11 protein-coding genes are annotated in these 12,071 nt (G+C 37.0%); 6 read left to right on the plus strand and 5 right to left on the minus strand.

What is annotated here, in order from left to right; all coding sequences use genetic code 11:
- Window positions 1-69 precede the first annotated feature (69 nt).
- On the minus strand, window positions 70-1,059 hold the full coding sequence (locus PVA17_RS09910) for a 5-oxoprolinase subunit C family protein (protein ID WP_274067595.1): 990 nt from the start codon (window positions 1,057-1,059) through the stop codon (window positions 70-72).
- A complete protein-coding gene (gene pxpB / locus PVA17_RS09915; RefSeq protein ID WP_132360019.1) occupies window positions 1,050-1,790 on the minus strand; it encodes a 5-oxoprolinase subunit PxpB in 741 nt (246 codons plus the stop codon). Before pxpB ends, PVA17_RS09910 begins: the two co-directional genes overlap by 10 nt.
- A gap of 274 nt (window positions 1,791-2,064) precedes the next feature.
- Between pxpB and PVA17_RS09920 the strand changes: the two genes are divergently transcribed.
- The 6 genes from PVA17_RS09920 to PVA17_RS09945 all read left to right on the plus strand — a co-directional run bounded on the left by PVA17_RS09920 (window position 2,065) and on the right by PVA17_RS09945 (window position 8,940).
- Window positions 2,065-2,859, plus strand: coding sequence for a LamB/YcsF family protein (locus PVA17_RS09920; protein WP_132360017.1), 795 nt, complete (start codon window positions 2,065-2,067; stop codon window positions 2,857-2,859).
- Window positions 2,860-2,869: 10 nt separating this feature from the next.
- A complete protein-coding gene (locus tag PVA17_RS09925) occupies window positions 2,870-4,087 on the plus strand; it encodes an NRAMP family divalent metal transporter (protein ID WP_274067653.1) in 1,218 nt (405 codons plus the stop codon).
- A 66-nt stretch (window positions 4,088-4,153) separates the two neighbouring features.
- Window positions 4,154-4,945: a putative hydro-lyase gene (locus tag PVA17_RS09930; RefSeq protein ID WP_132360085.1), complete on the plus strand. Its 792-nt coding sequence runs from the start codon at window positions 4,154-4,156 to the stop codon at window positions 4,943-4,945.
- A gap of 245 nt (window positions 4,946-5,190) precedes the next feature.
- The gene (pdxR, locus tag PVA17_RS09935; RefSeq protein WP_132360013.1) at window positions 5,191-6,621 is read left to right on the plus strand and encodes a MocR-like pyridoxine biosynthesis transcription factor PdxR; all 1,431 of its coding nucleotides are present in this window, start codon (window positions 5,191-5,193) and stop codon (window positions 6,619-6,621) included.
- A 161-nt stretch (window positions 6,622-6,782) separates the two neighbouring features.
- On the plus strand, window positions 6,783-7,229 hold the full coding sequence (locus PVA17_RS09940) for a YfmQ family protein (protein ID WP_132360011.1): 447 nt from the start codon (window positions 6,783-6,785) through the stop codon (window positions 7,227-7,229).
- A 583-nt stretch (window positions 7,230-7,812) separates the two neighbouring features.
- The gene (locus PVA17_RS09945; RefSeq protein WP_274067596.1) at window positions 7,813-8,940 is read left to right on the plus strand and encodes a DUF4261 domain-containing protein; all 1,128 of its coding nucleotides are present in this window, start codon (window positions 7,813-7,815) and stop codon (window positions 8,938-8,940) included.
- Window positions 8,941-9,094: 154 nt separating this feature from the next.
- Here the strand turns inward: PVA17_RS09945 and PVA17_RS09950 are convergent, their stop codons facing one another.
- Genes PVA17_RS09950 through PVA17_RS09960 form a run of 3 tightly spaced genes read right to left on the minus strand, consistent with a single transcriptional unit; the run spans window position 9,095 to window position 11,612 of the window.
- The gene (locus tag PVA17_RS09950) at window positions 9,095-9,949 is read right to left on the minus strand and encodes an SDR family oxidoreductase (RefSeq protein WP_274067597.1); all 855 of its coding nucleotides are present in this window, start codon (window positions 9,947-9,949) and stop codon (window positions 9,095-9,097) included.
- A complete protein-coding gene (locus tag PVA17_RS09955; protein ID WP_132360005.1) occupies window positions 9,946-10,974 on the minus strand; it encodes a polysaccharide biosynthesis protein in 1,029 nt (342 codons plus the stop codon). The genes PVA17_RS09950 and PVA17_RS09955 overlap by 4 nt, the downstream gene beginning before the upstream one ends.
- Before the next feature lie 38 nt (window positions 10,975-11,012).
- Window positions 11,013-11,612, minus strand: coding sequence for a glycosyltransferase family 2 protein (locus PVA17_RS09960; protein WP_132360003.1), 600 nt, complete (start codon window positions 11,610-11,612; stop codon window positions 11,013-11,015).
- Window positions 11,613-12,071: the final 459 nt, after the last annotated feature.

Genomic DNA, 12,071 nt, shown 5'->3' on the forward strand with positions numbered 1-12,071 from the left:
CGGAACGGAAATCAACCACACGGTTTGGTGAAAAGCCTAATTTTTAGGGAATATTTTTATCTAAATAGGCTATAACCTTTTTAAATGGAGCCCAAATGCTAATTCATTTCGTTTTCTTTCTTGATGTATTAATGCTAATTGAGCTTCTTCAAGAGAGACCTCTTTAAAGTAGATTCGACTATTTGCTTGCATTTGTGCTAATGATGGTAAATCGGCAGAAATCACTTGAGCTATTTTAGCATATCCACCAGTAGTTTGACGATCTGCCATTAAAATAATAGGTTGCCCACTAGAGGGCACTTGAATCGTTCCAAATGTAACCCCCTCGGATAATAATTCAAATGGCTCTTTTAATTGAATAGCCTCTCCTTGTAATCGGTAGCCCATTCGATCTGCGTGGGTTGTGATGGTGTAAGGCGTTGAAAGGAATTTTTTTAAACTTTCCTCATCGAAATGTTCATATTCAGAGCCCCTTATGAAGCGGATTGTTTGCGTTTTTTTAAATGTAACAAATGGTGTGTAATCAGCTGACCAAGAAAGGAACGTTGGTTCTTTTTTTAATTGGTTAAAAAGATCTTCTCCTAATTCTGATCGTCTTTCTAATTCAATGACATCATTCTTCAGCAATTTTCTTCCGTGAAATCCTCCAATCCCAGCACGTATGTAGGTGCTTTTACTGCGCATCACTTTGGGCACTTGCATTCCGCCACTAAACGATACGTAGGCTCGGCAACCACTAATCGCAGCATTAAATTTTAAAACAGAGCCTTTTTGAATGAAAAGTGGTCGCCACATTGGTGCTTCTTTGCCGTCTATCGTCGGTTGTAAATTGCCACCTGTAATAGCGATCAGTTCATCCGTTTCAAATAAAAGGGTTGTTCCATATAGTGTCACCTCAAGAGCGCCTTCTCCTTCTGCATTTCCAACAAGTAAATTCGCAATTCGTAAGGAAATTGAATCCATTGCTCCTCCGACGATAACACCAAACTTTTGTAGCCCATATCTTCCTAGGTCTTGAATGGTTGCTAGTATACCTGGCTGTAATACTTTTATGCCCATGTTTTCATCTCCCCACCGTTTTTATATTCTTCCAACGAAATTGGGACAAACTGAATTCGATCACCCGGTTGTAATAAGGTTGGAGGAGACTGTTCAGGTAGAAACAAACGAGCGGGTGTTCGTCCGATGATTTGCCATCCTCCTGGAGTTTCTAATGGGTAAATACCTGTTTGATTTCCTGCAATTCCAACAGATCCCGGAGTAATCGATAACCTTGGAGTTTCTTTACGAGGTGTTGCAATTTGTTTGTCCATTCCTCCCATAAACGGAAAACCTGGAGCAAAGCCTATCATGTAAACAAGATATTCTACAGAAGAGTGAATTTTAATAACTTCATTAGGTGTTAAACCATGATAAGAGGCTACAAAGTCTAAATCTGGACCCATTTCACCACCATATACTACAGGGATTTTTACGACACGTTCCTTTGTTGTTTCATTTATGTGAGATTGATTCATTAAAGAAAGAATTGTTGCTTTCACCTTTTCGTAGGGCATTTCGCCTTCTTTTCCTATAGTGGAAAAGTATACTTCAACCGGATTGTAATAAACCGTCACATTATTATAGGCAGGCACAACCTCGATGAATCCTTCAAATGGATTTCTCTCTAATAAATTCAATATAGTTTTAACTTTATTGTGAATCGCTTCACTGATTCCTTCACCTACATGAATGACTAGTGCAGAATCACTCAAAGGTCTTATTTGTACATTCTCTTTTAAATTCAGCATAAAAATCATCTCCTGAAGTTTCGTAATTCGGTATGTAAGTTTTAAATAACGGATTATTAATAGTATATTTAAACAATAAACGAAAACAAGTTTAATTTAAATGAAAATTTTAAAAAAAATATTCTTTCTCAAAATTTGAAATTTGCACTTTTCAGTAATAATAAAATATGTTAAGATTTTTTTAAATTTCAAAACTTAAGTTCCGAATATCGGTACAAAAAATGTAAACGTATTCAGTGTAACTATTTTAGTGGGAAGAAAATGGGGGAAGAAGATGTTTCGAGTTGATTTAAACTGTGATTTAGGGGAAAGTTTTGGTCGTTATCGACTTGGGGAGCAAGAAGAAATCTTAAAATATGTAACCTCGGCTAATATTGCTTGTGGATTCCATGCTGGAGATCCAACTGTTATGCGAGAGACAGTTAAGCTAGCCATTGCTAATGGTGTGAAGATCGGGGCACATCCAGGCTTACCGGATTTAAATGGCTTTGGACGACGTGAGATGAACATCACACCACAAGAAGCCTATGATATGGTTGTTTATCAAGTGGGAGCATTGCAAGGTTTTCTAACGACTTACAATGCAACGATGCAGCATGTAAAGCCGCATGGAGCACTTTATAATATGGCTGCTAAAAATCCGGCGATAGCTGAGGCAATCGCACAAGCGATTTATGATATTTCACCTTCACTTGTGTTATTCGGTCTCTCAGGTAGTGAATTAACAAAAGCTGGAGAAAAAGTAGGGCTTCAAACAGCCCATGAAGTGTTTGCAGATCGTACCTATCAAAAGGATGGTTCTTTAACATCTCGTAAGCAATCTGATGCATTGATTACCGATAAGGACCAAGCTGTGAATCAGGTTGTGAGAATGGTGAAAGAGGGAATTGTGCTGTCACAACAGCAAATCGAAATACCATTAAAGGCAAATACAATTTGTATTCATGGGGACGGGGAACATGCTGTAGAGTTTGCAAAATATATTCATTCAAGATTATCAGAACATCAAATATCAGTACGTGCAATCAAGGAGGGGGAGTCTAATGGGAGCAAAAATAACGGAAGTTAGTGAAGTAGTAATCGAACAAGAGAAAAAAGGTAAATTTGTTAAGAAAACAGCAAGTAAAAGTGTGTTAATAGGAGCTGCCTTTTTAATGGCTACCTCATCAATCGGACCAGGTTTTTTAACACAAACGACAGTATTTACACAGCAATTAGCGGCTAGCTTTGGATTTGTCATTTTAATTTCATTAATTTTAGACATTGTTGCACAGGTAAACGTTTGGCGAATCATTGCTGTTTCGGGCTTGCGAGGGCAAGAAATTGCCAATAAGGTGTTACCTGGATTAGGTGTGCTCCTTGCAATTATGATTGTTATAGGTGGTTTAGCCTTCAATATTGGGAACGTTGCTGGAGCTGGATTAGGGTTAAATGCAATGCTTGGGGTGGATCCAATTATGGGTGCCATTGTAAGTGCATTTTTTGCTATTTTTATATTTATCTATAAAGAAGCAGGAAAGGCAATGGACAAGGTTGCGCAAATTGCTGGTGGTGTCATGATTCTACTCATGCTATTCGTTGCTTTTAAAACGTCACCACCTGTAGGAGAAGCGGTTGTGAACACCGTTTGGCCTAAAGAAATCAGCTGGTTTGCGATTGTAACTTTGGTCGGTGGATCAGTAGGAGGTTATATTACTTTTGCTGGTGGTCATCGACTTTTGGACGCTGGCATCAAAGGACAAGAATCATTGCCAGAAGTAACAAAAAGCTCTGTGACAGGGATTTTGATTACTGGCGTCATGCGTGTTGCTTTATTTTTAGCGGTTCTTGGTGTTGTTTCAAAAGGTTTAGTGATTGATCCTGCGAATCCGCCTGCATCTGTTTTCGAACTAGCTGCTGGTAATATTGGTTATCGTATGTTTGGGATGATTATGTGGGCTGCAGCGATTACTTCTGTTGTAGGTGCAGCTTATACATCCGTTTCATTTATTCGTTCATTCCACCCTAGCATTGAGAAATATCATAATTGGGTGATTATCGCATTTATCGTCATTTCAACAACAACTTTTACTTTGGTTGGAAAGCCTGTTAATGTGTTAATTTTGGTAGGTGCATTAAATGCATTAGTTTTACCATTAGCACTTGGCATTATATTAGTTGCTGCACACAAAAAAGAAATTGTTGGTACATATAAGCATCCACGTTGGTTAACTGTCACTGGAGCAATAGTAGTTGTGCTTATGGGATATCTCAGCATTAATACATTAATTGAAGAAATTCCTAAAATTTTTAGTTAATCTAACAACTATCCATCCATGAGCATCTTTTTCATGGATGGTTATTTTATAAGGAGTGAATGGATGATGATAACATATAGTGCTTTAGAGCCAAATGAAATCCGTAAACTTATTCGCAATCAAGAAATTTTTGGACCAACTTCAGGCATGTCGATTGGGTTTACACAAGCAAATTTAGTGATTTTGAAGAAGGAGCATGCGTTTGACTTTCTATTATTTTGTCAGCGGAATCCAAAGCCATGCCCATTATTAGATGTGACAGAACCTGGATCATTTATACCTTCAAAAATTGCTAAAAATGCAGATATTCGCAAGGACATTCCGAAATATCGTATTTATCGGGATGGTATTTTAACGGAAGAAGTTTTAGATATTACAGATTATTGGGAAGAGGATATGGTAGGTTTTTTAATCGGGTGTAGCTTTACATTTGAAACACCTCTTCTTGAAGCAGGTATTCCAATAAGACATATTCAAGAAAATTGTAATGTGCCAATGTATAAAACAAATATCGCGTGTGAAAAAGCAGGTGTATTTGAAGGACCAACTGTTGTCAGTATGCGTCCTATGACACCTGAAGATGCGATTCGTGCAATCCAAATTACTTCGCGTTTTCCAAATGTACACGGTGCACCAATTCATATTGGTAGTCCAGAACAAATAGGTATTACGGATATTTCAAAACCAGATTTCGGTGATGCTGTGTCCATTAAGCCAGGGGAAATACCAGTATTTTGGGCTTGTGGCGTAACCCCTCAGGCAGTAGCAATGGAAAGTAAACCTTCTATTATCATTACCCATGCACCGGGTCATATGCTAATCACTGATATTAAGGAAACAAGCTTGAGCATACTTTAAGGTATAATTGAAAACATTTATAGCGTGATGAGGTTAGGACAATATCAATTTCAGAAATCTAAAAAGCTGGTGAGATTTTACGAAGAGTAAAATTTCACCAGCTTTGATTTGTTAAGTGGATGACTAAAATAACAATGAAGTGGATGGTTCATTACAATTGAAATAATATTAATATATACTTTTTTATTAGGAATTATATTGCTAAAAGAAGAAAGTGCAAGTTTGAACTAATGAGGTGTATATAGTTGGATTGGAAACCTGATAGAAAAGCGAAAAAAGCGATCTATAAACAACTCGCACAATATATTGAAAAGGGCATTGCAGATGGTACATTTCCACCTGATAAACCATTGCCATCAGAGAGATATTTAGCGAGCGCTCTAAATTTAAATAGAAGTACTGTCGTTCATGCTTATGACGAATTAGAATCGATGGGGCTAATTGAAAGGACTAGAGGAAGCGGTACTACCATTAGTAAAGATATATGGGGTATAACAAAAAAGCGGATTCCTAGCTGGAATAGATATATTGAGGCGGGTTCTTTTTTACCTAGTCAACCTGTCACGCAAAAAATAAGAAAAGAAGCAGTTGAACATCAATTAATAAATTTAGCTTCCGGTGAATTGTCAGAAGAACTTTTCCCCAAAAAATTTTTAAACGAAATAACGTCAACACGTTCTTTTATTGGAAGCCTTGGATATGATCATCCACAGGGCAATGAAATTCTAAGAACTACCATTGCAAAACACGTAAAAGAAAGTCGGGGAATCGAAACGGATCCTTCTTCAATACTGATAACATCAGGAGCGCAACAAGCATTACATTTAATTGTACAATGTTTGTTAAAGCCTGGAGATGCAATAGCAATAGAAGATCCTTCGTACAATTATAATTTGCCAATTTTTAGATCAGTAGGTATACAAATACATTATCTACCTGTCGATAATAACGGAATAAACCCAGAAGATTTGCAGTCATTATATAAAAAACATCGAATAAAAATGATTTTTTTAAATCCATATTTTCAAAATCCAACGGGCTCTTTATTGAATAAAAAGAAAAAAGAAGCGATTTTAGACATATCCTCAAAGCTTGGAATTCCAGTAGTAGAAGATGATCCCTATAGTTTAACAGCTTTTTCAGGAGATAAAATCGCTACCCTTAAATCAATGGATAGGAATGGCAATGTATTATATATTAGTTCTTTGTCTAAAATTGTTGCCTCTGGATTAAGAATAGGGTGGATTATTGGCCCAACATCGGTCATTGAAAGATTATCCGATGCGAAACAACAAATCGACTTCGGTCATTCTAGCTATACACAATGGGTAGCGAATGATTTTTTAGAATCAGACAATTTTCATATTCATATAAAAAAGTTGATTAAGGAGTTAGAAAAAAGAAGGGATAGAATTATAAAAAGCCTTGATACTTATTTAAAAGATCTAGTGGAATATTCTATTCCTCAAGGTGGTATTCATATATGGTGCAAAATACTTAAAAATTATAATGAAACCCAATTGCTTGAAGAATCTATTAAAAGAGGCGTCATTTATGTTCCTGGTTCTACAATGGGATCCAAAGATGGTTTTGTTCGTTTTACTTTCGCGAAGGAAGATGAAGATTCAATAGATGAAGGAATCAAAAGGTTTGCAGAAGCACTTAATAGTATATAGTTAAATGGATGGTCAAAAAAGCATCGAAGTGGATGGTTATAAAAAATATAAATCCCTTATCATGAAGAGGTGGATGATAAAACATCGATATAGCCTATTATTTTACATGAAACAAATAATATAGTAATTGCTATTAATTTTTTTGAAAGAGTTGGTATACTATGACATCAGGTTTGATTATTACACTAGTGATTGGATCTATTCTTAAATTGTTAATGAGCCCTCCTAGTATAGCTGTGGGATGGGGGGTCAGTAAATTTGAACTTCATAAAAAACTTGATTCAAAAGATGTGACGGTAACATTTAATGGAAAGAATTTAGAAGAGGAAGAAAAAAATAAATTTACAGACTATTTTAATAAAGCTTCTTTTTTGAAAAAACATTATATATTTCCAGGTAATGAAAAATTATTTTTACAACCAGAGTCTAATGTCACTCCATTTATTATGAACGTAAAAAGAGGCAAAAAAGATGTTAATTTCTTTGTTTTTAGTTACGACAATCACGTTGATGTAGTTAAGAAGCACAAGGAGAAGGTTGTTTCATATAGCATTAGTTCTGAACATCTTCAAAATTTCGTAGCTTTAACTACAAATGCAAAACATTAAAATATGGTTTTCGAAAATTAGGGATGCGGTCATTGACGTAGAATCCCTTTTTAATACCCTGAAGCATTACGTCGAAATTATTTTCCAATTCAATTGAATGGAGGATTTTTTTTTGACAAAAAAGTCGGGATTATAGTGCTACTCACTCAGCACTTAATACTTGATGAAAAACTTCCTTTAATCTTCTTTAAACTAGGGCTTTACTTCGATGTCAAGGGCTGTAGATCCAATGCGAATTTAAGCTCCATTTCAGCAGGTGTCTAAACACTCGCTGAAATAGAAGAAACAAGGCTAACAACTTAACACCGTGCTGTTGTTGTTGTTATTGCTGCCGCTTCGCTTTCGCACAGACAAACCATGTTGCTGCCGCTTCGTTGGCACTACGCTTTCGCACAAACAAACCATGCTGCTGCCGCTTCGCTTTCGCCCCAAAAGACATTTGTTGGCCAAAAGCCCCAGTGGGAATAGAAGTAAAAATAGAAGTAAACTACTAATTTTTGGGATAATTCTTGATTTATTATTCATCTCCCTAAAAGTTGGTAGTATAATTGTAGAAGCATGCATTCATAAAGGGGAGAAATTGATGACAGCTCAACAACAAGCAGCTATGCAATCCATGATCGATTGGCTAGCAGATGAACATGAACTTGGGCAAGAACCTAAGAAAATAGAAATTGCAGCAGAATTTGATTTATATGATATGCACTACTATATATTCAAGTATAAAAAAACAATACTCGGCAAATGGCTCCTTGGCGTATGTGGAGGCTATGAGGACCCTTCTGACACTGAGCATTGCGGTCATATATTCAGCGAGATGCAACCTTATGACCCTGCGACTGCAGAGCAAGAAGCTATAAAGATGGTAGAATTAATCCGCGAATACTGGATGCAGCGGGCTGCAGCATATGAAGCTACCCAATCCATGGAGGACGAGACGGACACGCAAGAGAATGGATCGGGTATTTTTAATGGGTTCGTTCTGCTTAACTCTGCAGAATGTGATATGGATCAGATAAAGGCCAACCTTTTGAATGATTGGAACATCACCTGCTCGTCAGTAGAGGATGAGGAAAACGCCGAAGAAACAGAGGATGGAACCTTGGTCTTTGAAGTGGACGACTGCATGTTAGCGGTTAGTTTTGTTGAAGCTCCCGTACCAGATGGTGAGGCGGAGTATTATGCCCAAGGCAATTATATGTGGAAGGAAGCCGTGGAGGTTACGCAAACCCATGTAGCTCAAATCATCCTGGCTGCATTTACTCGCTCCGGCTCCCCGCTGGACAGTGGCAGGCTATACACTAAGTTGGCGACCAGTTGTTTAAAGCTTCCTAACGCAATAGGGATCTATACATCTGGCACCGTATTCCAACCTGAACTTTTCCAGGATATGGCTGAAATCATGAAAAATGACGATATATTTCCTTTACTGAATCTTGTCTATTTCGGCCTCGTCGGAACGGAAACTGGGGTAGATGGATATACTTATGGGCTTACGTCCTTTGGCAAGGATGAAATTGAAATCATAGACAGTCAAGCATCCCTAGCCGAACTACGTGATTTTTTGATTACGATTTCCGGGTATATTGTAGAAGAGAATGTCACTTTAAGGGATGGAGAAACGATCGGCTTCTCAGCAGAGCAAAAGCTGCCGATTTCCCGTTCCGAGGGAGTTTATGTCGATGGGGATACTCTCAAAATCAAATACTAGTCGCATATCTAAAAGACACCGTAGTAGGTGTCTTTTTTGCTGCAAAATCAAATTAACTAATCGCGATATTTTCTAGTGTCATGAATGATATACTTACTCGTGGCCATTTTGCACGGTCTCCGAACTTGCTCTTTAGCATACAGAACCTTCAAACTCATTTAAAATAATGGGGATATAATTCTTTATGCTGCCATATCCAGTTTTTCATCTCAAAAACCATTTCTTCATAGCTAGGTACAGTAAATGAAAAATCATTTCGAGTGTTGACAAGGGTTTTATTTATGTTTACGAGCTCATATGGTCGTATGATGACTTTATTTTCCTTGAAATGTTTATTGAATAATTGCAGAAGGTCAAACTTTGAAATACTGCTATTGTTGACGAGGTGATAGAGGCCTGTTGTCCCTTCAATTGCTGCACGTTCAATTGCTTTTGCTAATGTTAGGGTGGTAACTCCCGTCCATATTGCACTAGTATAGCCATTAATAGTATCATGCTGCTTCATAAACCAATTGAAGAGACCAATACCATCTTCCTTCAAATCCGGACCAATGATAGAGTTGCGAAACGTTAGGTGTTGAGTGCTTTTAATTTCTCCTAAGCCCTTCGTACGATCATAAAAAGTTTCTCCGTCGAGAAGGCTTTTTTCATGATAGGGAGCTGTTTTTCCTGAGAACACACAATCCGTACTCAAATGAATAAGCTTGGTTTTCCTGCTTTTTAATAAAGATACAATGGCATGAGGCAAATAACTATTGAGATATACACTTTTCTCGCGGTCCGTTTCACAGGCATCATTTAAAACGCCGATACAATTGACTACAACATCGTAGTCGTCTTCTAGTAATAGTGACCTTAAAAAATTTGCATCAGAAATATCTCCCGTAATATTATTTCCATATGAAAAGGCTGTTCGTGAATAGGTAGTTACATCATGCCCTTTTGAGCATAAATAGAGTGAAATCGTGTGGCCAGCCATTCCTGTAGCTCCAAGAACTAAAAATTTCAAGGTTTTCCTCCCATCCAATTATGTAATTCTTCTTGAACAAGAGGGAGCTTTAATAATTTTTCTTTTATTTCAGCGACGGACAGTATTTTCGTATTAGTAGAGTTATATTCATCGGTTAGCGTAATTTTAGGAGAACCCTCATCAAGATATTTCCCATAATTTAAATCTCGATTATCTGCAGGGATTCTATAAAAATTCCCCATATCGAGTGCCTTTGCGGCTTCTTCCTTCGTTAATAACACTTCGTAAATCTTTTCACCATGCCGTGTTCCGATTATTTGTATCTTATTTTGTGCCTGAAATATTTCTAGTAAAGCCTGTGCTAAATCCTCAATATACGCAGCTGGTGATTTTTGTACCATAATGTCCCCGTTATCTGCGTGTGAAAAGGCGTATAAAACTAGTTCTACCGCTTCATCAAGACTCATCATAAAGCGTGTCATTTTTGGATCTGTAATAGTTAAAGGATTGCCAGCTTTAATTTGTTCGATAAATAAAGGAATAACAGAGCCGCGTGAAGCCATGACATTGCCATACCGTGTACCGCAAATCAATGTTTGATCTGGGTGGACCATTCTTGACTTAGCAATAAACGTTTTTTCCATCATAGCCTTTGATATGCCCATTGCATTTACTGGATAAGCAGCCTTATCAGTAGATAGGCAAATAATTTTTTTAACACCGGTTTGAATAGCAGCTGTTAAAACATTGTCGGTGCCAATGATGTTCGTTTTAACTGCTTCCAGTGGGAAAAATTCACAAGAGGGGACTTGCTTTAGAGCTGCAGCATGAAAAATAAAATCGACGTCATACATCGCATTGTAAATGCTTTGGATGTCACGTACATCGCCGATAAAAAATTTGATTTTTGGATGTTGATAGAGTTTACGCATATCATCTTGCTTTTTTTCATCTCTTGAAAAGATGCGTATTTCTTTAATGTCGGTATTCAAAAATCTCCTTAATACCGCATTACCAAAAGAGCCTGTGCCTCCGGTTATGAGAAGAACTTTATCTTTAAACATTTTATTGTTTCACACCCTTACATGTTTGGAGTACTAATTTATTTTAATCCTCTTCGATGTAAATCATATTCAGAATTTTCTCTCGGGAAGTTATACCAATATGCCAATTCATTTGTATATTTGCTGGTCGGATTTTTATCCATTAAGGCACAATTAAAATCCCAATCCCCGGCAATATCTTTTCTTATGGTAAAGGTTGCATCACCTATAAAACTTCTTCGAATAATTTTAAATTGTCCAGGTAAAGTATATCGATTAGATTCATCTTTTATAAATGTGTAGCCAGCCTTTGTTAACATGTTGTAGTAGTAAATATCAAACTGACCATCTACTTGGGCTAAGACGTTTCCAATAGCGGGTAAATAGTGATCATCACTATCAATGATAGCTATATAATCACCTGTAGCTTCGGCGATACAACGATTATAGGCTACACTAGCACCCAAATTAGTTGGATGGTTAATGATTTTCAAGGCAGGGCAGTTTTTTTGATAGTCCTTTAATAGGGCCACAGTATTGTCGGTGGAGCCATCATCGCAAACGATAATTTCATAGGCGTATTCTTTCGGGATACTTTCCAACATTGTTAATATCCACTCTTCACTATTATAGGCAGGTGATAAAAAGCTGATTTTCATGGATAACCCTCGATTCTTTTATTGTTAGTAAAAAATGTTCGATAGGCGTAAGCAGAAGGTTTAATGCTGTTAGCTTTGATTGACATAAAGGATTCTTTATTACAATATGCGTTGCAAGAGCTGTTCTATAGGCAATTGATTTAGATTCGTTGTTATTTAAAAGAGAGAAAGCACATTGAAAATAAGGTGATTTTACTAGTGTATTCACGGTGCTTATACTATTCTTTTCACGTTATTAAATGAGACATCATAATTTAATAACAGCATTGCATTTTAACTTCCTTCAGCAATTATTTTTTGTAGAGAAAGAGAAGGGTCAGTTACAGTATTGTTCTACTTCTAAAGGTGAGTGAGATAAAAGTGAATGAACCTGACCTGCTGAAAGAAGTAAAGCCTCCGGCGGGTGTAACGAAATCGGCTTTGTGCAAGCATAAAGCGATTCTGGACGCTTTTTTTATC

Origin of the sequence: Lysinibacillus sp. CNPSo 3705, assembly GCF_028674935.1 — a bacterium.
Classification (GTDB): domain Bacteria; phylum Bacillota; class Bacilli; order Bacillales_A; family Planococcaceae; genus Lysinibacillus.